This is a genomic window from Streptomyces sp. NBC_01176 (assembly GCF_045039825.1).
Classification (GTDB): domain Bacteria; phylum Actinomycetota; class Actinomycetes; order Streptomycetales; family Streptomycetaceae; genus Streptomyces.
Map to the genome: position 1 here is coordinate 5,789,160 of NZ_CP108600.1, position 24,825 is coordinate 5,813,984.

22 protein-coding genes are annotated in these 24,825 nt (G+C 71.3%); 11 read left to right on the plus strand and 11 right to left on the minus strand.

The window, feature by feature from the left end:
• Window positions 1-81: 81 nt before the first annotated feature.
• The gene (locus OG199_RS25025; protein WP_405831348.1) at window positions 82-1,335 is read left to right on the plus strand and encodes a hypothetical protein; all 1,254 of its coding nucleotides are present in this window, start codon (window positions 82-84) and stop codon (window positions 1,333-1,335) included.
• A gap of 109 nt (window positions 1,336-1,444) precedes the next feature.
• Here the strand turns inward: OG199_RS25025 and OG199_RS25030 are convergent, their stop codons facing one another.
• Complete coding sequence (locus tag OG199_RS25030) at window positions 1,445-2,941, minus strand: oligopeptide:H+ symporter (RefSeq protein WP_356799853.1); 1,497 nt, start codon at window positions 2,939-2,941, stop codon at window positions 1,445-1,447.
• Between the two features lie 493 nt (window positions 2,942-3,434).
• Between OG199_RS25030 and OG199_RS25035 the strand changes: the two genes are divergently transcribed.
• Entirely contained in the window at window positions 3,435-4,112 is a 678-nt protein-coding gene (locus tag OG199_RS25035) for a response regulator transcription factor (RefSeq protein WP_018566970.1), read from the plus strand.
• A gap of 291 nt (window positions 4,113-4,403) precedes the next feature.
• Window positions 4,404-5,681, plus strand: a complete 1,278-nt coding sequence (locus OG199_RS25040; protein ID WP_356799851.1) for an ATP-binding protein — start codon at window positions 4,404-4,406, stop codon at window positions 5,679-5,681.
• 55 nt (window positions 5,682-5,736) lie between these two features.
• On the opposite strand, the gene OG199_RS25045 is transcribed toward OG199_RS25040, so the two are convergent.
• On the minus strand, window positions 5,737-6,312 hold the full coding sequence (locus OG199_RS25045; RefSeq protein ID WP_356799849.1) for a GtrA family protein: 576 nt from the start codon (window positions 6,310-6,312) through the stop codon (window positions 5,737-5,739).
• Window positions 6,313-6,566: 254 nt separating this feature from the next.
• Between OG199_RS25045 and OG199_RS25050 the strand changes: the two genes are divergently transcribed.
• The 4 genes from OG199_RS25050 to OG199_RS25065 all read left to right on the plus strand — a co-directional run bounded on the left by OG199_RS25050 (window position 6,567) and on the right by OG199_RS25065 (window position 10,729).
• Window positions 6,567-7,739 (plus strand): 5-(carboxyamino)imidazole ribonucleotide synthase, encoded by a 1,173-nt coding sequence (locus tag OG199_RS25050; protein ID WP_401800812.1) that lies wholly within the window; start codon window positions 6,567-6,569, stop codon window positions 7,737-7,739.
• A complete protein-coding gene (gene purE, locus OG199_RS25055) occupies window positions 7,736-8,260 on the plus strand; it encodes a 5-(carboxyamino)imidazole ribonucleotide mutase (RefSeq protein WP_356799845.1) in 525 nt (174 codons plus the stop codon). Before OG199_RS25050 ends, purE begins: the two co-directional genes overlap by 4 nt.
• 5 nt (window positions 8,261-8,265) lie before the next feature.
• Entirely contained in the window at window positions 8,266-9,444 is a 1,179-nt protein-coding gene (locus tag OG199_RS25060) for a dipeptidase (protein WP_356799843.1), read from the plus strand.
• Between the two features lie 124 nt (window positions 9,445-9,568).
• Window positions 9,569-10,729, plus strand: a complete 1,161-nt coding sequence (locus OG199_RS25065; RefSeq protein ID WP_405831352.1) for a dipeptidase — start codon at window positions 9,569-9,571, stop codon at window positions 10,727-10,729.
• A 30-nt stretch (window positions 10,730-10,759) separates the two neighbouring features.
• On the opposite strand, the gene OG199_RS25070 is transcribed toward OG199_RS25065, so the two are convergent.
• Window positions 10,760-11,137, minus strand: coding sequence for a VOC family protein (locus OG199_RS25070; RefSeq protein WP_356799839.1), 378 nt, complete (start codon window positions 11,135-11,137; stop codon window positions 10,760-10,762).
• Between the two features lie 90 nt (window positions 11,138-11,227).
• Here OG199_RS25070 and OG199_RS25075 point away from each other — a divergent pair, with 90 nt between their 5' ends.
• Window positions 11,228-11,806 carry a CGNR zinc finger domain-containing protein gene (locus OG199_RS25075; RefSeq protein ID WP_405831354.1) on the plus strand — a complete coding sequence of 193 codons (579 nt, stop codon included), beginning with the start codon at window positions 11,228-11,230 and terminating at the stop codon, window positions 11,804-11,806.
• A gap of 136 nt (window positions 11,807-11,942) precedes the next feature.
• Here OG199_RS25075 and OG199_RS25080 read toward each other — a convergent pair whose 3' ends face one another.
• The 4 genes from OG199_RS25080 to OG199_RS25095 form a co-directional block, all read right to left on the minus strand.
• Window positions 11,943-12,557 (minus strand): hypothetical protein, encoded by a 615-nt coding sequence (locus tag OG199_RS25080; protein ID WP_405831356.1) that lies wholly within the window; start codon window positions 12,555-12,557, stop codon window positions 11,943-11,945.
• A 56-nt stretch (window positions 12,558-12,613) separates the two neighbouring features.
• Complete coding sequence (locus OG199_RS25085) at window positions 12,614-13,171, minus strand: hypothetical protein (protein ID WP_356799834.1); 558 nt, start codon at window positions 13,169-13,171, stop codon at window positions 12,614-12,616.
• A 100-nt stretch (window positions 13,172-13,271) separates the two neighbouring features.
• Window positions 13,272-14,411 (minus strand): AI-2E family transporter, encoded by a 1,140-nt coding sequence (locus OG199_RS25090; protein WP_405831358.1) that lies wholly within the window; start codon window positions 14,409-14,411, stop codon window positions 13,272-13,274.
• Window positions 14,412-14,742: 331 nt separating this feature from the next.
• Entirely contained in the window at window positions 14,743-16,086 is a 1,344-nt protein-coding gene (locus OG199_RS25095) for a UDP-glucose/GDP-mannose dehydrogenase family protein (protein WP_356799830.1), read from the minus strand.
• 176 nt (window positions 16,087-16,262) lie between these two features.
• On the opposite strand from OG199_RS25095, the gene OG199_RS25100 reads away from it, so the two are divergent.
• Entirely contained in the window at window positions 16,263-17,420 is a 1,158-nt protein-coding gene (locus tag OG199_RS25100) for an acyl-CoA dehydrogenase (protein ID WP_401800824.1), read from the plus strand.
• A 135-nt stretch (window positions 17,421-17,555) separates the two neighbouring features.
• Here the strand turns inward: OG199_RS25100 and OG199_RS25105 are convergent, their stop codons facing one another.
• Together OG199_RS25105 and OG199_RS25110 are read right to left on the minus strand one after the other, a co-directional pair.
• Window positions 17,556-18,194, minus strand: coding sequence for an HAD family hydrolase (locus tag OG199_RS25105; RefSeq protein WP_401800826.1), 639 nt, complete (start codon window positions 18,192-18,194; stop codon window positions 17,556-17,558).
• Between the two features lie 104 nt (window positions 18,195-18,298).
• Entirely contained in the window at window positions 18,299-18,847 is a 549-nt protein-coding gene (locus OG199_RS25110) for an acyl-CoA thioesterase (protein ID WP_356799825.1), read from the minus strand.
• A 120-nt stretch (window positions 18,848-18,967) separates the two neighbouring features.
• On the opposite strand from OG199_RS25110, the gene OG199_RS25115 reads away from it, so the two are divergent.
• On the plus strand, window positions 18,968-20,272 hold the full coding sequence (locus OG199_RS25115; protein WP_356799823.1) for an LCP family protein: 1,305 nt from the start codon (window positions 18,968-18,970) through the stop codon (window positions 20,270-20,272).
• 70 nt (window positions 20,273-20,342) lie between these two features.
• On the opposite strand, the gene OG199_RS25120 is transcribed toward OG199_RS25115, so the two are convergent.
• Complete coding sequence (locus tag OG199_RS25120) at window positions 20,343-21,716, minus strand: LCP family protein (protein WP_401800829.1); 1,374 nt, start codon at window positions 21,714-21,716, stop codon at window positions 20,343-20,345.
• A gap of 276 nt (window positions 21,717-21,992) precedes the next feature.
• On the opposite strand from OG199_RS25120, the gene OG199_RS25125 reads away from it, so the two are divergent.
• On the plus strand, window positions 21,993-23,030 hold the full coding sequence (locus OG199_RS25125) for a glycosyltransferase family 2 protein (RefSeq protein WP_356799821.1): 1,038 nt from the start codon (window positions 21,993-21,995) through the stop codon (window positions 23,028-23,030).
• An 85-nt stretch (window positions 23,031-23,115) separates the two neighbouring features.
• On the opposite strand, the gene OG199_RS25130 is transcribed toward OG199_RS25125, so the two are convergent.
• On the minus strand, window positions 23,116-24,786 hold the full coding sequence (locus OG199_RS25130) for an LCP family protein (RefSeq protein WP_405831362.1): 1,671 nt from the start codon (window positions 24,784-24,786) through the stop codon (window positions 23,116-23,118).
• Window positions 24,787-24,825: the final 39 nt, after the last annotated feature.

Consider the following 24,825-nt stretch of genomic DNA (forward strand, 5'->3'; position numbering starts at 1 on the left):
GGGCGGAGAGGCGCCCCCTCGGACGGGCGGAGAACAGTCCCCCGGGGCGGCCGGAGAGCGAGCGCGGCCGGATGCGCGCTGATGCTCGCCGGCGCGGGCCTTCTGGTGGGCGTGGCGGCGGGCCCGGCACAGGCCGCCGGGGTGGCGTACGCGACCAGATGCGTCCCGCCCGCGGCCTCCGGCCTGGACCCCGTCATGGGCACCACCGAGGTGCAGATCACCGCGCCCGCGACGGCGAGCGTGGGCGACGAGGTCGAGGTGGTCTGGAAGTTCACGCAGGCCGCGTCGAAGAACCCCGACCTCATCGACCTCCCGGCCGACTCGGTCCAGCCGAGCGGCACCCTCAAGGCGGCCGGCGCGCAGACCGCGGACCTCGCGATGCAGGGACCACGTCAGAACCCGGCCATACCCAAGGGCGGGGCCATGGTGCTCTCCGACATGAAGGGCACCCTGAAGCTGACGGCGCCGGGCACGGTCACGCTGACCCCGGACGCGTACAGCATCAACGCCTTCTCGACGGACACGAAGTGCGCACCCACCGAGACGGTGAAGCCGGCGGCGACGATCGAGGTGACGGGGTCGCCGACGACACCGACGCCGACTCCGACACCGTCGACGACGCCCTCGACCACTCCCTCCGGCACGCCCTCGACGCAGCCCACCGGATCGGCGTCGGCGAGCCCGAGCGACAGCGGGGGACAGACGGACTTCACCGGCAAGGAGGTCTCCGTCGCCTACGCGTGCAAGACGCCGATCGGGGACAAGAACGCCACCTCTCCCGTGCAGATCGACGCACGGAAGAACGGCGAGGACTTCGATCTCACGGTCAGGTTCAAGAAGTCCGTGATGGACAGTCCGGCCGACATCCCGGCGAACTCGGTCAAGCCGTCGATGGAGGTGGTCCTGGGCGGTGCGGACAAGGGCACGGTCCATGTCGAGGGGCCCGCCAACGCCCAGCCGATCAAGTCCGGCGACCCGATCGAGGTGCCCGACCTCACGGGTACGTACAAGCCCGGCGCGAGCGGTGAGTCCACCCTGGCGCCCGGTGTGCTCACGGTGACGGCCCTCGGCACCACGACGACCTGCACCCCGGCGACGTCACAGGTCTCCCTGACCCTGGACACCACGCGGCAGGAGGGCGGGGCGTCGGGCGGCGGAGGTTCCTCCTCCACCTCCGGCGGCACGTCGGCGGGGTCCGCGTCGACGTCCGGCGGCCTCGCGGAGACCGGCTCCGACAGCCACGGCGCGCTCAGGGCGCTGGGGCTGGTCGCCGGAACGGTGATCCTGCTCGGCGGAGCGGTCTTCACGTTCCTGCCCCGCCGGCACCCGCACTGACCGTCCCCGCGTCCGGGCGCGGGAACGCCGGAGGGCCACCGCGCCGATGTGGTGCGGTGGCCCTCCGGGTGCAAGGCGTCGACTCGGGGGTAGCCCCTGCCGGGGTGCTTCAGTTGACGTCGCCCATCAGCTGCTTGACCCTCTTGCGGTACATCCAGACCGCCACACCGGCGACCACGGCGAGCGTGGCCTCCAGGGCGACGATGCCCGTCTTGTTGAGGTCGACCTCGGCGATGGAGAGGAGGCCGGTCGTGGCGTCACCGGCGGTGACCGCCAGGAACCAGACACCCATCATCTGGGAGGCGTACTTCGCGGGAGCCATCTTCGTCGTGACCGACAGACCCACCGGAGAGAGCGTCAGCTCGCCGACGGTCTGCACGAAGTAGATCGCCACCAGCCACATCGCGGCCGCCTTGTGACCGCCCTCGGCGATCGTCAGCGGGGCCAGGAAGAGGAAGAACGACGCACCGACCAGGATCAGACCGGAGGCGAACTTCGTGGCCGTGCTCGGCTCCTTGCCGCGCTTGTTCAGCGCCAGCCACGCCCAGGCGAAGACCGGGGCGAGCGCCATGATCATGACCGGGTTGACCGACTGGTACCAGGAGACCGGGAAGTTCCACCCGAAGATGGTGTTCTTGGCGGACGACTCGGCGAAGATCGACATGGTCGAGCCGCCCTGGTCGTAGATCATCCAGAAGACGGCCGCGGCGACGAAGAACCAGATGTACGCGGACATCTTCGACTGGTCGGCGCGGTTCAGGCTCTTGTCCCGCTTGATACGGCCGATGACCATGACCGGGATGACCAGACCGGCGACCGTGATCGGGACCAGCAGCCAGTTCAGCGTGTAGTGGCCCGAGAAGCCGACGATCGCGTAGAAGACGACGGCGACGGCCGCCCAGAACGCCGACTTGCGCAGCGTCGCGGCCTTCTCCTCGGCCGACAGGGGCGTGGGGACCTCCTGCGAGCGGGGGCTCAGGTGACGGCCGCCGAGCAGGTACTGGGCCAGACCCAGGGCCATGCCCAGCGCGGCGAGCGCGAAGCCCAGGTGCCAGTTGACGTTCTCACCGACGGTGCCGATGACCAGCGGCGCGATGAAGGCGCCCAGGTTGATGCCGATGTAGAAGAGCGTGAAGCCACCGTCGCGGCGCGGGTCGTCCGGGCCGTCGTAGAGGTGGCCGACCATCGTGGAGATGTTGGCCTTGAGCAGACCGGAACCGATGGCCACGAGGCCGAGGCCCGCGAAGAAGGTCCCGGAGGTCGGCAGGGCCAGCGTGAGGTGGCCCAGCATGATGATCAGGCCCGCGACGGCGACCGTCTTGCGGGGGCCGAGGACACGGTCGGCGAACCAGCCGCCCGGCAGGGCGAGGAGGTACACCAGGGACAGGTACACGGAGTAGATCGCGGTCGCGGTGGCCGCGCTCATGTGCAGGCCGCCCGGTGCCACCAGGTACAGCGGGAGCAGAGCCTTCATGCCGTAGTAGGAGAAACGCTCCCACATCTCGGTCATGAAGAGAGTGGCCAGTCCGCGGGGGTGGCCGAAGAAGGTCTTCTCGGAACCGGGGGTGCCCGGTGTGACCGAGTCCTTCGTCAGGCTGGACGCCATGGTCGTTCCTTGCTGGTCGGGACGCGCTGCTGGAGCGTGGCGCGCCCGGTGGGGGGCGGCCGGCACCGGCGAGGTCCGACCCGTCCACCCCACGCCCACGGGGAGTCCGCTCCGGATTGCGAAGCGGTGCACGGCGACCACCGGGATCCACGCCCGTCACGCGTCGATGCGCTCGGGCCCGGCCACAGGTCATTCCTTTCAAGGCTGGCGAAACACCAGCCCGCACACAAAAGAGACCCTCAGCGTCACGTAACGCGCCAAAGGTCCCCGTGTGGTGCTACAGGCGTTCGGTCACCATACGACATGTCAATGCGGCATATGGAAGGACTTGAGAGATGGATCACAGGTGACAATGGAACCACGGAAGCGTATTCGAAGGCCCTACTCAAGATCGCGCCCCACAGCCGAAGGCGGCTCTCCGACCGGCCGAAGGTAAGAATCCCGGTCGCCGATCACACCACAGGTGCTGTCCGAGGCGGACTACCATCACCCCATGACCCGTGTACTGCTCGCCGAGGACGACGCGTCCATCTCGGAGCCGCTGGCCCGTGCCCTGCGCCGGGAGGGTTACGAGGTCGAAGTGCGCGAGGACGGCCCCACCGCGCTCGACGCCGGAATGCAGGGCGGCGTCGACCTGGTCGTCCTGGACCTGGGGCTGCCCGGAATGGACGGCCTGGAAGTGGCCCGCCGGCTCCGTGCCGAAGGCCACACCGTCCCCATCCTCATCCTGACCGCACGCGCCGACGAGGTGGACACCGTCGTCGGTCTCGACGCGGGCGCCGACGACTACGTGACCAAGCCGTTCCGTCTCGCCGAACTGCTCGCCCGCGTCCGGGCGCTCCTGCGGCGCGGAGCCGCGGAGCCGCAGCAGCCGCCCGCCACGCACGGCGTACGGATCGACGTCGAGTCGCACCGGGCCTGGATGGGTGACGAGGAACTCCAGCTCACGGCGAAGGAGTTCGACCTGCTGAGGGTGCTGGTCCGGGACGCGGGGCGGGTCGTCACCCGGGACCAGCTCATGCGCGAGGTCTGGGACACCACGTGGTGGTCGTCCACCAAGACCCTCGACATGCACATCTCCTGGCTGCGCAAGAAGCTCGGTGACGACGCGGCGAATCCGCGGTACATCGCGACGGTACGGGGTGTCGGTTTCCGCTTCGAGAAGAGCTGACGCGCGCATCCCGTCCCCTGGGGACGGCGCCCCCAGACCCCCGCTCCGGCCCGAAGGGCCTTGTCCTCGATGGCCGGACGGGCTGACGGCGCCCGGTGCTTTTCAGCCCGTCCGGCGTTTGAGGACGAGCCCTTCGGGCGAAGCGGGGGTCTGGGGGCGCCGTCCCTGGCGGGGGTCCGGGGGCGGAGCCCCCAGGTAAGGGACGGGTAGGGGCGGCGGGGGCGAAGAAACCCGTCCGCCACCGCGACAGTGCACACTGGTCCCCGTACAGCCACCCGCCCGGAGGGCCCCGTGCGTCGCCGCCTCATCCAGTCCACCCTCTCCGTCGTCCTCGTGGTGATCGCCGTCTTCGGCGTCTCCCTGGTGATCGTCGAGACCCGCACCATCAGCAACAGCGCCCAGGAACGCGTGGACTCCGAGGCCCTGCGCCTCGCCAGCATCGTGGACAGCCGCATCCTCGGCGAGGAACACATCAACGCGGAGATCCTCAAGAACCAGGTCGCGGAGGACCGCTACGCCGTGATCCGGGTCCCCGGCCAGGCCCCCGTCGAGGTCGGGATCCAGCCCAGCGGCGACGTCATCCACTCCACGGCCAAGGGCGAGGAGGGTGAGACGGTCGTCGTCCAGGAGCCCCGCTCGGCCGTGACCCGCGAGGTCGGCCGCACGCTCCTGATCATCGCGGCGGTCGCCCTGCTCGCGATCATCGCCGCCGTCCTGCTCGCCGTACGCCAGGCCAACCGCCTGGCCTCCCCGCTCACCGACCTCGCGGAGACCGCCGAGCGGCTCGGCTCCGGCGACCCCCGCCCCCGCCACAAGCGCTACGGCGTCCCGGAGCTGGACCGGGTCGCGGACGTCCTGGACGGCAGCGCGGAGCGCATCGCCCGCATGCTGACCGCCGAGCGCCGCCTGGCCGCCGACGCCTCCCACCAGCTCCGTACGCCCCTCACGGCCCTTTCCATGCGGCTGGAGGAAATCACCCTCACGGATGACCCGGACATCGTGAAGGAGGAGGCGACGATCGCGCTCACCCAGGTCGAGCGGCTCACGGACGTCGTGGAGCGGCTGCTGACCAACGCCCGCGACCCCCGTACGGGCTCCGCCGTCTCCTTCGACCTCGACGAGGTCATCAAGCAGCAGCTGGAGGAGTGGCGCCCCGCCTACCGCAGCGCGGGCCGGGCCATCGTCAGCTCCGGCAAGCGGCACCTGCGGGCGGTCGGCACCCCGGGCGCGGTCGCCCAGGTGCTGGCCGCGCTCATCGAGAACTCGCTCATGCACGGCGGCGGCACCGTCGCCCTGCGTACCCGCGTCACCGGCAACCAGGCCGTCGTCGAGGTCACGGACGAGGGCCCCGGGGTCCCCACCGACCTGGGCGCCCGGATCTTCGAGCGCACGATCAGCGGCCGCAACTCCACCGGAATCGGTCTGGCGGTCGCCCGCGACCTCGCGGAGGCGGACGGGGGCCGTCTGGAGATGCTGCAGGCGCAGCCGCCGGTGTTCGGCCTGTTCCTGTCGCGTACGCCGCTGAAGAGGGCTCCGCTGGTGGACGACGAGGAGCCGACGGTCCGGTGACGCGGGGCTCCGGCGCGGCGGAGGGTCACGCGGCGGGTGCGCGGAGATGCCCGCGCTAGTTGGCGCGGGCCCTGGCCGGTGCGCGCTCGGCGCCGGCCTGCGCCTCCGCGTCGAGGACGGGCCGCGTCCGCAGCACCGCCCCGGGCTCCGGCTCGGTCGCGGGCTCCTCGGCCGGCAGCGTGCGGAACACCCAGGTGCGGTACGACCAGAAGCGGAACAGGGTCGCGATGCCGATGCCGACGAACTTGAAGACGTTGCTCTGCAGCGGGCTGTCCCAGCCGAAGCCGTACGTCGCCACGTACAGGACACCGTTCTCGATGACCAGCCCCACCGCGCTGAACAGCACGAAGAGGGTCATCTCCCGGGTACGGCCGCCGCGGTCGCGGTCCCGGTAGGTGAAGTAGCGGAACCCGACGTAGTTGAAGACGATGGCGACGACCGTGGCGATGACGCTGGCCCGGACGACCTGAAGGCCGGTGGCGTGCCGGACCAGGTTGAAGGTCACCAGGTTGACGAGCAGCCCCGCTCCGCCGACCGCGCCGAATTTGGCGACTTCGCGCAGGAGCTGGTCGAACCGGCGGCGAACCGCGCTGCGAGGCCTCGTATGAAGCCCCGAAGAAGCACTGCCCATGGTGTCGCCAGCCCCCGTCGATCGGTCATCGGTCGGTCGTCGTTCGGTTATTTCAACCCGGCCATGCTAACCAGCGGCTCCCTGTCCTGCCTGTGGGCAGACTCACGGGTGTGGAAAAAGCGGTTCACCGACGGGGGCCGAGGGCGGCGGGCGCGGGGCGTACGACAGGGGGACGGGCGGGCCGCGCGGCGGGCGGGGGCCGGGGCGCGGAGAGCGGAATCCGGTCCCCGCGGTGCGGCCGATACTCTTGGAGCGTGACGTTCCCGGTAGTCGGCATGGTCGGCGGGGGTCAGCTCGCTCGTATGACACACGAGGCGGGCATCCCGCTCGGCATCAGGTTCAAGCTCCTCAGTGACACCCCGCAGGATTCCGCGGCGCAAGTGGTCGGCGATGTCGTCATCGGCGACTATCGCGATCTCGACACGCTGCGTGACTTCGCGCGGGGCTGCGATGTGATCACCTTCGATCACGAACACGTGCCCAGCGAGCATCTGCGGGCCCTGGAGGCGGACGGCATCCCCGTCCGTCCAGGGCCCGACGCGCTCGTGCACGCCCAGGACAAGGGTGTGATGCGCGCGAAGCTCGACGCGATCGGCGTGCCCTGCCCGCGGCACCGGATCGTGAGCGACGTCGACGACGTCGCCGCGTTCGCGGCCGAGGGTCTCGCGCCCGGCGTCGAGGGCGACGGTTTCCCGGTGATCCTGAAGACCGTCCGCGGCGGCTACGACGGCAAGGGGGTCTGGTTCGTACGCTCCCCGGAGGAGGCGGCCGAGCCCTTCCGCGCCGGCGTCCCCGTGCTGGCCGAGGAGAAGGTCGACTTCGTGCGGGAACTCGCCGCGAACGTCGTCCGCTCACCGCACGGCCAGGCGGTCGCGTACCCGGTCGTCGAATCCCAGCAGGTCGGCGGCGTCTGCGACACGGTGATCGCCCCCGCGCCCGGGATCTCGGACGAGCTGGCCCTGAGGGCCGAGGAGCTCGCCCTGCGCATCGCGAAGGAACTCGGCGTCGTGGGCCACCTGGCCGTCGAACTGTTCGAGATCCGCGAGCCCGACGGGACGCCCGGCATCCTCGTCAACGAACTGGCCATGCGCCCGCACAACTCGGGCCACTGGAGCCAGGACGGCGCGATCACCTCCCAGTTCGCCAACCATGTCCGCGCGGTCCTCGACCTCCCCCTCGGCGACCCGCGCCCGCGCGCCAGGTGGACGGTCATGGTCAACGTCCTCGGCGGCGACTACCCGGACATGTACTCCGCGTACCTGCACTGCATGGCCCGCGACCCCCAGCTGAAGATCCACATGTACGGAAAGGACGTGAAGCCCGGCCGCAAGGTCGGCCACGTCAACACCTACGGCGACGACCTGGACGACGTCCTCGATCGCGCCCGTCACGCAGCCGGTTACCTGAGAGGCACGATCACAGAATGAGCCCAGTTGTAGGCATCGTCATGGGGTCGGACTCCGACTGGCCCGTCATGGAGGCCGCCGCCAAGGCCCTCCACGAGTTCGAGATCCCCTACGAGGTCGACGTCGTCTCCGCGCACCGCATGCCGCACGAGATGATCGCGTACGGCGAGCAGGCCGCGGGGCGTGGGCTCAAGGCGATCATCGCGGGTGCCGGCGGCGCCGCCCACCTGCCCGGGATGCTCGCCTCGGTCACCCCGCTGCCCGTCATCGGCGTACCGGTCCCGCTGAAGTACCTCGACGGCATGGACTCGCTGCTGTCGATCGTGCAGATGCCGGCCGGTGTCCCCGTCGCGACCGTCTCCGTCGGCGGCGCGCGCAACGCCGGGCTGCTGGCGGCCCGGATCCTCGCCGCGCACGACGAGGAACTCCTCACCCGCATGAGGGACTTCCAGCAGGAGCTGAACGACCAGGCCACCGAGAAGGGCAAGCGGCTGCGGGCCAAGGTCGAGGGCGCGGCCGGCGGCTTCGGCTTCGGGAAGTGACGCGGATGGCATCCCTCGACGAAGCCCGGGACCTGCTGCGGGAGTTCCCCGTGGTCGACGGGCACAACGACCTCCCCTGGGCACTGCGCGAGCAGGTCCGCTACGACCTCGGCGCCCGTGACATCGCCGCCGACCAGAGCGCCCATCTGCACACCGACCTGGCGCGTCTGCGCGCCGGTGGCGTCGGCGCGCAGTACTGGTCGGTGTACGTCCGCTCGGACCTGCCCGACCCGCTCACCATGACGCTCGAACAGATCGACTGCGTACGGCAGTTGATCGACCGGCACCCGGCCGACCTGCGCGCCGCGCTGACGGCGGCGGACATGACGGCGGCGCGGGCGGAGGGCCGTATCGCCTCGCTCATGGGCGCGGAGGGCGGCCACTCCATCGACAACTCCCTCGGTGCGCTGCGGGGGTTGTACGCGCTGGGCGTGCGGTACATGACGCTCACCCACAACGACAACGTCGCGTGGGCGGACTCGGCCACGGACGTCCCCGCCGTCGGCGGTCTGTCGGCCTTCGGCCGCGAGGTCGTGCGGGAGATGAACCGCGAGGGCATGCTGGTCGACCTCTCGCACGTCGCGGCGACGACCATGCGGGACGCGCTGGACACCTCCGCCGCCCCGGTGATCTTCTCGCACTCCTCCTCGCGCGCGGTCTGCGACCACCCGCGCAACATCCCGGACGACGTCCTGGAGCGGCTGCCCGCCAACGGGGGAGTGGCGATGGTGACGTTCGTACCGAAGTTCGTCCTGCAGGCCGCGGTCGACTGGACGGCCGCGGCCGACGAGAACATGCGCGCGCACGGCCTCCACCACCTCGACACCACCCCTGAGGGGATGAAGGTCCACCGTGCCTTCGAGGAGACCAACCCGCGGCCCGTCGCCACGGTGTCGACGGTGGCGGACCACCTCGACCACATGCGTGAGGTCGCGGGCGTCGACCACCTCGGCATCGGCGGCGACTACGACGGCACGGCGTTCACGCCCGAGGGCCTCGACGACGTATCCGGCTATCCGAACCTGATCGCGGAGCTGTTCGCCCGCGGCTGGTCCCGCGCCGACCTCGCCAAGCTGACCTGGCAGAACGCGGTACGGGTGCTGGGCGCGGCCGAGGACGTGGCCCGCGACCTGCGGGCGACGCGCGGCCCGTCGAACGCGACGTTGCGACAGCTGGACGGCTGACCGCTCCGGACGCTTCCCGGTGGACGGGCCGTACCCCCGAACGCCCCGTCCACCAGGAAGCTCCCCCGCGCCCCGTGCGACGGTGACGGTACTGCGATCACCGTCCACCCAACGGAGCCACGTCATGGCAGACCTGCAGGAAGAACTGCACCCCACCCCCGAGGTGGCGGAGCTCGACCGGCCCACTGCCTGGGCGAAGGCCGGGCCGGAGTCCGGGACGGCCGACCTGGACGTCCCGGAGCCCGCGCCGGCGGCGGCGCCGGAGACCGCCCCGGACGCCGATCCCCTGGAGCGGGCGCGCAGTTTCCTCGCCGGTCATCCCGTCGCCGACGGCTACAGCGGTCTGCCCTGGGCGCTGCGGCACCTGCCCTGGTACGACCTGGAGGTGGGCGAGAGCGCCGTGGACACGGACGTGCCGCGGCTGCGGGAGGGGCATGTCGGCGCGCTGTTCTGGTCGCTGCACCTGCCCGAGGGGCTGGCCGGTGACCGGGCCGTCGGCGCCACCCTGGAGCAGTTGGACCTGGTGCGCACGGTGGTCCGGGCCCACCCCGAGGGGCTGCGGATGGCCCACACCGCCTCCGAGGTCAACGACGCCCGGCACTGCCGCCGGGTGGCCGTGCTGCTGGGCCCGGCCGGTGCCGCCGCGCTCGGCGACTCGCTCGGCATCCTGCGGGCCCTGCACTCCCTCGGCCTGCGGGTCCTCACCCTCGCGGGCGCCTCCTGGGCGAGCCAGGCGGGCCTGACCAGGTTCGGGGAGGAGGTGCTGCGCGAGATGAACCGGCTGGGCGTGATCGCCGACCTCTCCGGGACCTCGGACGCCACCATCGCCCGTACCCTCGCGGCATCCAAGGCCCCGGTCCTGTTCACCCGCTCCGCGGCCCGCGCGCTGCGTCCCCACCCGGCGAACCTCTCCGACGACGTACTCGCCGTACTGGGCGCGGCCAAGGGGGTGTGTCTCGTCCCGCTCACGGCCGAGCAGGCGGGCCCGACCGTCCGGGACGTCGCCGACCACCTCGACCACGTCCGGTCCGTCGCGGGCCCGGAGTGCGTCGGCGTCTCGGGGACGTACGACTCCGGGGCCGCGCACCCGCAGGACCTCGCTGACGCGTCCTGCTACCCGAACCTGATCGCCGAACTCTTCGACCGTGGCTGGTCCGAGGCCGACCTCGCCCTGCTGACCTGGGGAAATGTCCAGCGAATCGTGCGCACCGCGGACTTCACGGCGCGAGCGGCCCAGCAGCGCCGCGAGCCCTCCACGGCCAGGATCGCCGATCTGGACGGCTGATCGGGCCGCCCGGACCCGGAACCGCGCCGGTCAGCAGGCGCAGAGGCAGAACGGGTGCCCCGCGGGGTCGGCGTAGACCCGCCAGCCCCGCGAGCGGTCCTCGGTGTCCAGCGGCCGCGCGCCGAGCGCGAGCACGCCCTTCTCGGCCGCGTCCAGGTCGTCGACGGTCAGGTCCAGGTGGAACTGCTGCGAGCCCTCGGGCGCGGGCCACCGCGGCGGTACGTGCCCGGGGGCGGCCTGGAACGCCAGCGACCGTCCGCCGGGCACCTTCAGATCCACCCAGTCCGAGTCGCCTCCGTCTCCCCCGTCCGATTCCACGGTGCCGCCCAGCACCTCGGCGTAGAACCCGGCCAGCGCGCGCGGGTCGGGACAGTCCAGGACGACGGCGCCGAGTTCGGCGAGAGCCATGACTCCTCCTGAGGAAGAATGGTTACCCGTAGACCCCTGAATGGGGTAACGGTTACTGCATGGTCCCGCACAGGAGGTAACGTCGCAACCATGAACGACCGCGCACCCGCGCCCGGACGGCTGGCGCTGATCCAGTCCCTGGTGAACACCCTCGACCTCGAATCGGGCGCGGACCGACTGGACACCGCCGAGGGCCGGGCGGCCTTCGGCCTCGCGACAGGCGGCACGGAGGCGGCACGCGAACTGCGCGAGTCGCTGCGCGCGGTGTGTCTGGCGCACGCCGACCACCCGCCGCACCGGCCGGTCACCCCGCTCGGCGAGCTGCTGGCCGGGGCGCCCCTGTACCTCATGGTCGACGGACGGGACGGCGGCGCGGGCTTCGCTCCCGCCGCCCCCGCGGTCACCTCGGCACCGGCCGCCCCTGCGGCCCCTGGCGCACTCTCGACCTCTGGCGCCCCGTTGCCCGCCGCGAGCGAGTCCCTCGCCTCACGTGTCGCCGCGGCCATCGCGGAGTCGCTCGTCGAAGGCACCTGGGCCCGGCTGAAGGCCTGCGAGGCGTCGACCTGCCACTGGGCGTACTACGACCGCTCCCCGGCCGGCCGCGGCCGCTGGTGCTCGATGTCGGTCTGCGGGGCGCGCGCCAAGATGCGCCGCTACCGCGCGAAGTAGCAGCGGCCGACGCAGCCGTACGAAGTGGGCCGTCCGGCCCCGCCGGTCACCGGGACGGTGGAGAATGTGGGGCGACGCCGGTCCGGCCGACTGAGCCTCGGCCGGACCGGCGTCGCCCGGGTGCTGCCGCGCCGCGTCAGGTGACCAGCAGCCGGTTGAAGAACGAACGGTAGTGGCGCAGTGCCAGGCGCAGGTTCTCCGTGTCGGCCTGCTCGCCCCGGTTCCACTGTCCTTCCAGCTCCTGTTTGTGATCGGCGAAGGTGGCGGCGAGCCGCTGCATCACGTCCGCGACGAGGGCGTCGGCGGTGTGCACGGCGTCGCGCGGGTCGTCGACGAACTGGCTCTGCACCTCCTGCCAGCGTGCGCGGAACGCCTCCTCGTCCTGCGGACTGAGGAGTTGGGGAGTGTCGTCCCCCTCCTGGGTGGCCCGGGTGGCCTGGGAGTCACCAGCGGCCGTCCGCTCCCGCGAGCTCGTAGTCTGCGGGTCGGCGCTCCCGGCCGGGTCCTCCAGGCCGCCGGCTTCGCGTCCGGTGTCCGCGCGGTCGACACCCTCGCGATCGGTGTCCTCGCCTCCCGCGTCCTCGCGTCCGGTGTCGTCGCGCTCCGGGGCGTCGCTCGGTGTGGCCGTGCTCTCTCCGGGGAACGTCGGCGCTTCGGGCGGCGGGCCCGACGTGTCCTCGGTGGTGGCCCGGTCGCGGGGCTGGGCGAGGTCGTCGGTGGACAGACCGCTCTCGGTGGCGGTGTCCGGCATGTCATGCCCTCGTATGTCCTGGCGGTGCATCTACTCCTCCGATCCGTCCGGGCCGGTCAGGCCCGTGCGTGGCGGCGACGGCCGCCGTCGGAGAGCAGCTCGTCGAAGAGGGCGCGGTAGTGCACCATGGCCCCCCGCAGCTGCTCCGTGGTCGCCTGGTGCCGCATGCTGAGCGCGTCCACGTCATGGGCGGCCCGGTAGTGCTCCAGGGTGCGGCCGTGCTCGACCGAGAGGTCCTTGACCTGCTGCTCGAAGTCCTGGGTCGGATAGCCGCGTTCGTTCATCAGCGAGGTCACCAGGCGGTCCGCGTCGTGCACGGCGCCCTCCGGGTGATCCACGAAGTCCTCCTGTACGCCCGCCCAGTCGCGGGTGTACCGGTCCTTGGCGCCGCTGTCCAGCGGCCGGATGTCCAGGGAGTCGTGCCGCTTCTCGCGGGCCTTGAGGTCACGCTCGGCGTCCGAGCGGTTGTCGGCGTTCTCCACCGTTCGCTCGTACTCCGGACCGAAGCGCTCGCGCAGCTTCCGGCGCCGCATGAGCTGTGAAGCCACCACCGCGATCAGGGCGATCACCACCACGACAGGAATGATGATGGCCAGAAGTGTTCCTGTTGACATGGGGCAGAGCCTCCTCGCCGGCGCCCGATGTGCGCCTCTACCTGTCGGGTCCCCCCAGCCCCGGGGTTGAAACGAGATGCGTGGAATGCTCTGAACGCGGCTAAGGGTGTGGTTTGTCGGGGGTGCGCGGATCCGGTGAGACCGGCACGGGCGGGCCGCGCAGCGCGCCGAACACGGACCAGGCGACCGACACCATCGGAACGGCCACGACCGCGCCGATCACCCCGGCCAGGACGCCGCCGGCGATGACGGAGAGGGCCACCACCACGGGGTGCAGCCGGACCGCCCAGCTGAGCACCAGCGGGTGCAGCACATGACCCTCGAGCTGGCCGATGACCACGATCAGGGCGAGTACCACGACGGCGACCACCGGACCCCGTGAGGCCAGCGCGACGACCGTGGCCACGCCGAGCGCGACGGGCGAGCCCACCAGCGGGACGAACGCGGCGAAGAACTCCAGCAGGGTCAGCGGCATGGCCAGCGGCACGCCCAGCAGGGACAGGGCCACACCCACCAGCACGGCGTTGGTGGCCGCCACGATGATGATGCCCCGGGTGTACCCGGCGAACGTCCGCCAGGCCGCCCGTCCCGCGCGGTCCCACGACTCCCGCGCGCTCTCGGGCAGCAGCCCCTGGAACCAGTGCCAGAACCTCTCCCCGGAGAGGATGAAGAACAGGGAGCAGAACAGCGCGAGCACGGCGGCGGTCAGCACCTCCAGCAGCCGCCCGGCACCGCTGAGCGCGCTGCTGAGCAGTGCGGAACGGTGTTGCGAGAGGTACGCGGTCACCTTGTCCTGAAAGTTCGCCAGCGCCGTGTGGTCCACGTGGAAGGGAGACCCCTCCAGCCACCGTTCGATCCGTCCGACGCCGCCGGCGAACTCCTGGCTCAGCCGGTCCGATTCCCCCGCGACCAGACTGCCGACCAGGGCCAGCAGCCCGAGCACCACCACCAGGCTCCCGACCAGGCTCACCGCCGCCGCCACGCCCCGCGGCACCCACCGCGCCAGCAGATTGGCCGCCGGCCGCAGCACCGAGGTCACCACCAGCGCGAGGAACAGCGCGACGGCGACCAGTTGCAGCCGCCCCAGGATCTTGAAGCACGCGTACGCGGCCGCTCCCAGCACGAGCAGCCGCCAGGCGTACGCGGCGGTGACCCGCAGGCCGCTGTTCACGCTCGGCGTCACGCTGTCGCGGCCGCCGCCGCGCCGCGCCGCCGTCCCGGCCGTACGTGCCCGGGCCACCGTGCCCACACCGCCCGCGGGCCGGCTCCCCCGTACGACGTACCGCGCCCGTCGCCCGCCACGACCGGAGCCGCGGCCCGCATCCGGACCCGTGCCAGGTCCGGTGCCGGGCGCGTCCGCCCGTCCGTGCGTACGACGCGATCCGTCGGTCACCCGTGCGTCACCGCCCTCCGTCGCCGGGACCGGACAGGCGCGTGGCCGAGGAGGCGCCTGCGATCAACGCCGTGGCATCACGTGACCGGGCCGCAACGGGACAGATCGAACACAAGGGGCGTCAGGGACAGCGTGGGGTCCTGCGTCAAGGGCCCGCAAGCGGAGGAGAGCGGGCGGGTCAGGCGGTGGGCCGTCCCATCGCCCGGTACGTCCAGCCGGCCCGCCGCCACAGCTCCGGGTCGAGGGCGTTGCGCCCGTCGAGGAGCACGCGGGCGGTGGCCACCTCGCCCAGGGCCGCGGGGTCCAGCTCACGGAACTCGCGCCACTCGGTGAGGTGCAGGACGACATCGGCGCCGCGTACGGCCCCGGCGGCCGAGTCGGCGTACCCGAGCGTCGGGAAGAGCCGCTGGGCGTTCGCCATGCCCTTGGGGTCGTAGACGGTGACCTGGCCGCCCTGGAGGTGGATCTGCCCGGCGACGTTCAGCGCCGGCGAGTCCCGTACGTCGTCGGAGTCGGGCTTGAAGGTCGCGCCGAGCACGGCGACCCGCTTGCCGAGGAACGAACCGCCGCCGAGCGCCTCCCGGGCCATCTCGACCATCTGGCCGCGCCGCCGCATGTTGATGGAGTCGATCTCGCGCAGGAAGGTCAGCGCCTGGTCGGCGCCCAGCTCACCGGCGCGTGCCATGAAGGCGCGGATGTCCTTGGGCAGACAGCCGCCGCCGAAGCCGATCCCGGCCCGCAGGAACTTCTTGCCGATCCGCTCGTCGTGCCCTATCGCCTCGGCCAGCATGGCGACGTCGCCGCCGGCCGCCTCGCAGACCTCGGCCATGGCGTTGATGAACGAGATCTTGGTCGCGAGGAAGGAGTTCGCGGACGTCTTCACCAGCTCGGCGGTCGGGAAGTCGGTCACGACGAAGGGCGAGCCCTCGGCGACCGGCGTCGTGTACACCTCGCGCAGGAGCTTCTCGGACCGTTCGCCGCGCACCCCCACCACGATCCGGTCGGGGTGCAGCGTGTCCTGTACGGCGAAGCCCTCGCGCAGGAACTCCGGGTTCCAGGCGAGCTCGGCGTCCTCGCCCGCGGGGGACAGCTCGGCGAGCGTCCGCGCCAGCCGTTCCGCGGAGCCCACGGGCACGGTGGACTTGCCGACGACGAGGGCGGGTCCCGTGAGGTGCGGGGCGAGCGACTCGAAGGCCGCGTCGACGTACGACATGTCGCACGCGTACTCGCCGTGCTTCTGCGGGGTGTTCACGCAGACGAAGTGGACGTCGCCGAACGCCCCGACCTCGGCCCAGTCCATGGTGAAGCGCAGGCGCCCGGTGGACCCCTCGATGCCCGCCACGTGCTTGCGCAGCAGCTCCTCCAGGCCCGGCTCGTACATCGGGACCTCGCCCCGCTGGAGCATCTCGATCTTCTCGGGGACGACATCGAGCCCCAGCACCTCGAAACCGAGTTCGGCCATGGCCGCGGCGTGTGTGGCGCCGAGATAGCCGGTGCCGATCACGGTGATCTTGAGGGCCATGCGTGCTCCTGGGGTATACGGCCGTGGGTGCGCTGCCCGAGCATAGTCGGGGCATGACGGGCCCCCTCGTCGGGCAGGTTCTCCGCTGTCGCCAAGCTCACGTATACCTCCTGTGGGCGGACCCCTAAAATTTGGGTTACTTAACGGTAATTAGCGTCTTTGGAGCGTGAGAGACCTTGGCCGGATCGGCTGATTTCGACCTGTACCGCCCGTCCGAGGAGCACGACATGCTCCGAGACGCGATCCGCTCGCTGGCCGAGGCGAAGATCGCGCCCTACGCGGCGGTGGTCGACGAGGAAGCCCGTTTCCCGCAGGAGGCCCTGGATGCCCTGGTCTCCTCCGATCTGCACGCCGTGCATGTGCCGGAGACGTACGGCGGTGCCGGCGCCGACGCGCTCGCGACCGTGATCGTGATCGAGGAGGTGGCGCGGGTGTGCGCCAGCTCCTCTCTTATCCCGGCCGTGAACAAGCTCGGCTCGCTCCCGGTGATCCTCTCCGGTTCCGAGGCTCTGAAGCAGAAGTACCTGGCGCCCCTGGCGGCGGGCGACGGCATGTTCTCGTACTGCCTCTCCGAGCCGGACGCGGGCTCGGACGCGGCGGGCATGAAGACGAAGGCGGTCCGCGACGGCGACACCTACGTCCTCAACGGCGTGAAGCGCTGGATCACCAACGCGGGCGAGTCCGAGTACTACACGGTGATGGCCGTCACCGACCCCACGAAGCGCTCCAAGGGCATATCGGCCTTCGTGGTCGAGAAGTCGGACGAGGGCGTCTCCTTCGGCGCTCCGGAGAAGAAGCTCGGCATCAAGGGCAGCCCGACGCGCGAGGTCTACCTCGACAACGTTCGCATCCCCGCGGACCGCATGATCGGCGAGGAGGGCACCGGCTTCGCCACCGCGATGAAGACCCTGGACCACACCCGCATCACGATCGCGGCCCAGGCGCTCGGCATCGCCCAGGGCGCTCTCGACTACGCCAAGGGCTACGTCCGTGAGCGCAAGCAGTTCGGCAAGCCGATCGCCGACTTCCAGGGCATCCAGTTCATGCTCGCCGACATGGCCATGAAGATAGAGGCCGCCCGCCAGTTGACGTACGCGGCGGCCGCCAAGTCCGAGCGGGGGGACGCCGACCTGACCTTCCAGGGCGCGGCGGCCAAGTGCTTCGCCTCCGACGTCGCCATGGAGGTCACCACGGACGCCGTCCAGCTGCTCGGCGGCTACGGCTACACCCGTGACTACCCGGTGGAGCGCATGATGCGCGACGCCAAGATCACGCAGATTTATGAAGGCACGAACCAAGTTCAGCGGATCGTGATGGCGCGCAACCTGCCGTAGCCACCGCCGCCCCGGCCGCCCCGGCCGTCACAGTCACCGCAGCCCCCGGCCCGCCGCCGGGGGCTGCTGCCGTCGGGACGGGACGGAGCGGGCGGTACGGAGCGGGGCGGATTCAGGGCCCTTGCCGACCGGTGGTCACAGGGTGCCCAGTGCGCGGCGCAGGTCCTCGGGGCCGCGGTAGTGGACGGCCCGCATCCCGAGTGCGGCCGCCGCCTCCACGTTCTCCAGGGTGTCGTCCACGAACAGGCAGCGCTCGGCCGGAACGCCGGCCCGCTCGACGGCGATGTCGTAGATGCGCCGGTCGGGCTTGGCGATGCCCACCCGAGCGCTGCTGACCACGTGGTCGGCGAGGTCCGTCAGACCCAGGACCTCCAGGTCCTCCTCCAGCTGCACCGAGGTGTTGGTGACGAGGACCAGCGGCACCCGGGCGCGTACCCCGCGCAGCAGCGACACCACCGCCGCGTCCGCCCGGAACGGCGTCCGCACGAGCGCTCCGCCCAGCTCCCGGGCCGTCTCCTGCGACACCAGTCCGGCCAGGCCCCGCACGGCCGACCGCGCCCACTCGTCCGGCGTGATCCGGCCGACGACCAGCGGCAGCACCGTGTCCGGGGCGAAGGCCAGCTTCATGGTGGTGCCCTCGGCCAGTCCGGCGGCGCGCTCCAGCGCGTTCAGGCGGGACGGGTCGTAGACGCGGATCACGTTGTCGACGTCGCACAGCACCGCGTCGAAGGGGCGACCGTCCGAGGTGGGGCGGGAGGCGGGGGAGAGGGTCATGCCGCCACCCTGACATCCGGCCCCGGGAAGCCGTCGACCAGGGCGGGCACTCTCCGTACTTCCGCGACACCGCGTGACATCCGCGACACCGCGCGCCGCGGGCTCTACGCGTCCAGGCCGTCCGCCACCCGCTTCTCCCGCAGTTCCATGATCGCCCGGCGGCGGGCCAGCCGGTGGGTGCGGCGGATCTGCGCCTCCTGGTAGCGGCGTTCGTCCCGCTCGGTCTCCGGGAGGACGGGCGGGACGCGGCGCGGCTTGCCGTCGGCGTCGACCGCCGTGAAGACGAGATAGGCCGAGCCGACCTGCTGGGGCGGCGTGGACTCGTTCCACCGCTCGGCGAGCACGCGGACGCCGACCTCCATGGACGTCCGGCCCGTCCAGTTGACCTGGGCCTTCACATGGACGAGGTCGCCCACGCGCACGGGCTCGAGGAAGGCCATCTCGTCCATGGAGGCGGTCACCGCGGGCCCACCGGAGTGCCGCCCTGCCACCGCGCCCGCCGCGTCGTCAACGAGCTTCATGATCACTCCACCGTGCACCGTGCCCAGAAGGTTGGTGTCGTTGTGGGTCATGATGTGGCTGAGGGTGGTTCGGGACGCGGAGGTCGGCTTGCCCGGAATATCGGATTCCGGGGTGGGCGCGTGGTCTGTCATGCCCTCCACCCTATGCGGGGTGCGGACACGGTCCGCTTTGCATCAGGTCTGCAACAGGCGTGACCCAGATCTCCTCCCTCTCTTGTTAGGCGCATGGTGCGGCCCTGCACACTGGTCCGCATGAACGATTGGCCCGACGGGTGGGACGACAGCCGCAACAACGGCGGCAACCGGTACGGTCGCGGCAGCGCGGGCGCACAGCCCGAGAGCGCCCGCGTCATGCGGCAGGTTCGGCGCGGCCCGGCCTCGCCCGGTCCGGGCCCCGGCGCCCCGCCCTACGGCGGAGTGCCCCAGCAGCCGAACTACGGTGACGGCCAGGGGTACGGCGACGGCTACGACAACGGATACGACTCCGGCTACAACACCGGCCAGGTCTACGGATCGCCGAACGGTCCCGGGGGTCCGCAGGGTCCCGGTGGCACCGGCACCCGCGGTCCGCGTCCCGCGCCGAACTGGCGGCGCCGGATCAAGTGGACCGCGATCACGCTGGTCACGCTGCTGGTCGTGGTCTCCGTCGGCACGTACTTCTGGGCGGACTCCAAGCTCCACCGTGACGTGGATCTGTCGAAGGTCATCGACCGGCCCGACGGGGGCAAGGGCACCAACTACCTGATCGTCGGCTCCGACAGCCGCGCCGGCATGTCCGCGGAGGAGAAGAAGAAGCTGCACACCGGGTCCGCCGAGGGCAAGCGCACGGACTCCATGATGATCCTGCACACCGGCGACAACGGCTCCACGCTCGTCTCGCTGCCCCGTGACTCGGACGTGGAGATACCGACGTACAAGGGCTCCGACTCCGGCAAGACGTACCAGGGCACCGGCCGGCACGTGAAGCTGAACGCGGCGTACGCGGAGGACGGCCCCGAACTCCTCGTGCGGACCGTCGAGTTCAACACCGGTCTGCGCATCGACCACTACGTGGAGATCGGCTTCGGCGGCTTCGCGAAGATCGTGGACGCGGTCGGCGGCGTCGACATGACCCTCGACAAGGGCTTCAAGGACAAGTACTCCGGCGCCGACTTCAAGGCGGGCAAGCAGACGCTGAACGGCGAGCAGGCCCTCGCCTTCGTCCGTACCCGGCACGCCTTCGCCGCCTCGGACCTGGAGCGCACCAAGAACCAGCAGAAGTTCCTGGCCGCCCTGGCCCACCAGGTCGCGACCCCGACCACGGTCCTGAACCCCTTCACGCTCTATCCGACGATGGGCGCCGGCCTGGACTCGCTGACCGTCGACAAGGACATGAGCCTGTGGGACCTCGCGGACATGTTCTGGGCGATGAAGGGCGTCACCGGCGGCGACGGCAAGTCCATGAACATGCCGATCTCCGGCTCCACGGGCGGCAACCTCGTCTGGGACAAGACCAAGGTCAAGGCGCTGGTCGGCGAGCTGAAGAACGACGACAAGGTGACGGTCTCGGGCAACTGAGGACCCGACGCCCCGCAGCCGTGACAGGGCCCCGCCGAGCACCTCGGCGGGGCCCTGTCGCAGGCCGGCCCTAGCGGCACAGCACCTCGTCGCCGGTCACCACGGCGGACGACCCCGGCTGGGGCGGAGCGTCCACCCGTACCCGTCTGACCTCCTTGAAGTCCGCCCCCGCGAGCACCTTCAGCACCGGCCCCTGTCCGGCGACCGCGCGCAGCTCGCTGCCGGGCAGCGCCGCCGCCAGGGAGCGCGCGGAACGGTCCCAGCGCGGGTCGTAGGCGATGACGGTGTGCTTCAGGCCCGTTTCCCGCGCGGCGGTGGGCCGGCCGGTCGTACGGAACCCGGAGGCGGCGAGCGCGCCGTCCACCCGCCTGCCGAGGCCCTCGGTGGAGGTCGCGTTCTCCACCTGGACGTGGATCTGCTGCGGGGCCACTTCGACGCGCGCGACCGCGTCGCGCACCGCCGCCTGGTGGGGCGGGGCGAGCGGCTCGTCGTCGCGCAGCGACCGGAAGAGGTGGGCGGCCTTCGGCCCGTCCCACTTCAGCGTCGAGCCGATGCCCTTCACGGCGTAGCCCATCTGCCCGATCGGCACGGTGGTGAACTCGGAGGAGGAAGGGGAGAAGTTGCGCATCGCCCGGCCGAGGTCCAGCAGCTCGTCCGTGCCGAAGCCCTTGTCCGCGCGGACCGAGCCGAGCACGGCCCGGGTGACGTCACGGAACCGCATCGGGTTCAGCAGCACCCCGGAGGAGGTGGCCCGGCTGATCAGTGCCGCCAGGAACCGCTGCTGGCGCTGCATCCTGCCGAGGTCGGAGGCGCCGTCGACATGCCGGGAGCGCACGTACTGCAGCGCCTGCCCGCCGTTCAGCTCGTGCGGGCCGGCCGTCAGGTCGAGTCCCGTGTACGCGTCCTTCAGGGGCCGCGTGGTGCAGATGTCGACGCCGCCGAGCACGTCCACGGTCTTCATGAAGCTGGTGAAGTCGACCTCCAGGTAGTGGTCGATCTTCAGGTGGGTCATGTTCTCGACGGTGCGCACGGTCAGCTGCGGGCCGCCCTCCGCGTACGCCGCGTTGAGCTTGATCGGGTGCGCGCCGTGCTGTGCGCCGGTGGTCTGGTCGGTGTGCGCGGGCGTCTCGGCGTACGAGTCGCGTGGCAGGCTGACGACGCTGGCGCGCTCCTTGTCCGCCGCGATGTGCACGATCATGATCGTGTCGGTGCAGTGACAGGGGGCTCCGCCCAGGCGGTACTTGCGCCGCTCCCTCTCCGTGATCCTGTCGCGGCCGTCGGTGCCGACCAGCAGGATGTTCATGCCGTGGCCCGCCGCGGGGCGGTTCTTCATGTCCTTGAAGGGGTCGACCCGGGTGATGTCCTCGTCGAGGCTGGTGACCACCGCGTGCCCGATGCCCGCCGAGGCGAGGACCACCACCGACAGCGTGGTGACGACCCGCATGGCCCAGCGCGGCTTCTTCCTCCGTACGGGGGGCCGCGCCGGAGGCCGCCGGGTGCGGGACGGCTGCGGGCGGCCCTGGTGAGGAGGCCGCCGCGGGCGGGCGGGGTCGGGAGCGTGGGGCGGGGCGACGGAGCGGGGCGACGTGGGCAAGAGGGACACCTCCGCGAAGCTGGGCGTGGGGATGCGTGAGCACGGTAGGCAGATACGATCTCCTGCCCGGCCCGTAGGCAGGGCGGCGCGCGCCCGTGTCCCCCATTCGCGGTAACGTGACGTCCGATGAGCGAGAAGTCTGGCGTGCAGCCCCCCGCCGTATCCGTGATCATGCCCGTCCTCAACGAGGAGCGGCACCTGCGCGGAGCCGTCCAAGCGATCCTGGCGCAGGAGTACGACGGCGAGATGGAGGTGGTGATCGCCATCGGTCCGTCCACGGACCGTACGGACGAGATCGCGGCCCGGCTCGTGGCCGAGGACCCGCGCGTGCACACCGTGCCGAACCCGACCGGCCGTACCCCCGCCGCGCTCAACGCGGCGATCAAGGCGTCCCGGCATCCCGTCGTCGTCCGTGTCGACGGGCACGGCATGCTCTCGCCGAACTACATCGCCACCGCCGTCCGTCTCCTGGAGGAGACCGGCGCGCAGAACGTCGGCGGCATCATGCACGCCGAGGGCGAGAACGACTGGGAGCACGCCGTCGCCGCCGCGATGACCTCGAAGATCGGCGTGGGCAACGCGGCCTTCCACACGGGCGGGGAGGCCGGACCGGCCGAGACCGTGTACCTCGGCGTCTTCCGGCGCGAGGCGCTGGAGCGGCAGGGCGGCTACAACGAGGAGTTCATCCGCGCCCAGGACTGGGAGCTGAACTTCCGGATCCGGGAGGCCGGCGGCCTCATCTGGTTCTCGCCCGAGCTGAAGGTGTCCTACCGGCCGCGGCCCTCCGTCAGGGCACTCGCCAAGCAGTACAAGGACTACGGGCGCTGGCGCCATGTCGTCGCCCGCTACCACGAGGGCTCCATCAACCTGCGCTACCTCGCCCCGCCGACCGCGGTGTGCGCGATCGCGGCGGGCGTCGTGGTGGGCGCGGCCCTGACGCCCTGGGGCTTCCTGATCCCCGGTGGCTACCTCGCGGCGATAGCCGCGGGTTCGCTGCCCGCGGGCAAGGGGCTGTCGGCGAGGGCCCGCCTGCAGATCCCGGTGGCCCTCGCCACCATGCACATGTCCTGGGGCTTCGGCTTCCTGACCAGCCCGCGAGCGCTGGCCAGAAAGGTGATCGCCTCACGGCGTCCCGCCGTACGGGCGGACGCGCCGACGGGCTGACCGAGGACGCGGAACGAACAGCGGGTCCGCCCCCTTCCGGAAGGGGGCGGACCCGCTCGCGTTCACGGCCGCTGCGCCTCGCGCTCTACGACCAGGTGTAGCCGGGGTTCACGTGCATGCAGGCCTTGGTGTCGGCCCCGTTGAGCGCGTCGGCGGACTTGGGGGTCCTGTTGTCGTCGGCCGCGGCCTTGTACGTGGTCCCTTCCCGCCAGTCGGCGCCCACGACCAGCGTGACACCGGAGACGTCGGTCGACTTCTCCACCGAACTCAACGGGATACCGAGGGACTTGGCGACCCGCTGGGCGTCGCCCGCCAGGTCGGCGCTCGGGTAGCGGATCACCGTGGTGGCCTCGGACACCGCCGTCGACGTGTCGGCCGCCGCCTTGGTGAACCCCTTCCCGACGAGCCGCTGGGCCACGGTGCTCGCGCGCCCGCGGGCCGCGGCCAGCGTGGAGGTGCGGGTGCCGTTCTGCACCAGCACCCCGATCTGGTCGTCCGCGGCCGCCGGGTCCTTCGAGGTCGCGTCGTCGGCCGTCTTCTTCTTGTCCTTGCCGTCCAGCGCGATGTCCTCGCGCACCAGCCGGAACAGCTTCGCGGCGTCGGCGGTGGGCTCCACGCGCGCCCCGACGTACCGGAACGGCATCGTCGTCATGGTGATGCGCTGCGACGGCACCTTCTTCAGCTCGTTGCCCAGGTCGAAGAGCTTCTTGACGGTCCCGAGGCCGTCGTCGACGGTGAGCGCGTCGGTGGCCGTCTCGGCGAGCATGCGCAGCTTGTTCGGGTTGCTGAGCGTCGCGTTCTCACGCAGTTGGCGGACCATCGAGTTCATGTACATGTGCTGTGCCTTGGCACGCGCGATGTCGCTGCCGTCCTCGAAGCCGTAGCGGGTGCGCAGCCATGCCAGGGCCTGCTTGCCCTTGACCGGGTGGGTGCCCTTCTCCAGCTTCAGCCCCGAGCCGTGGCCCGCGCTGTCCTTGGAGTAGATGTTGGCGTCCACACAGACCGGGACGCCGCCGATCGCGTCCGCCATCGACACCACACCCGAGAAGTCGATCTTCATGAAGTGGTCGATGTGGATGTCGGTGAGCTTCTCCCAGGTGGCCACCGTGCAGCCGGGGCCGCCACGGCCCAGCGACTCGTTGGTCATCATCCGTCCGATGGTGGCCTGGTAGACCTTCCCGTTGGTCGGGTCCGTGCACTTGGGGATCTGCAACAGGGTGTCGCGCGGCATGCTCACCACCGACATGTTGGTGCGGTCGGCGGAGACGTGCAGCAGCATCTGGACGTCCGCCAGCGGCACTCCGCCGAAGGTGTCCCGGGCACCGCCGAGCTGCTGGTTCTCCTTGGTGTCCCGGGCGTCCGAGCCGATCAGCAGGATGTTCAGCGGAGTCTGTCCCGCGGAGTTCGCCCGGGACTTGGCGGCCCTGTCCTTCTCGTCGCCGAGGTTGAGGGCGTCCTTCTTGATGTTGGAATTCAGGTGCTGGTAGTACAGGTAGCCCGCTCCCGCGGTGCCGAGTATCAGTACCGCCAGGACGCTGGCCGACCAGCGCAGTATGCGGCGTCTGCGACGCGGACGCCCCCCGCCCTTGCTGTCGCCTCCCCGCGGGCTCCGCTCTCGTGCTTTGGCCGACGGGCCGTCGCCGCCCTTCCCCGGGGGCTTGCCGTTCCCGTCGTAAAGACTCTCGTCCCAGCCCAGTTGACCTGCCTGCTGGTCGCGTGGTCGCGTTCCCTCCCCGCGCACACCGCTCTGCGCCATCTCCCTGCCCTCCCCACCCTGCGCCTGACACGGGTCCGC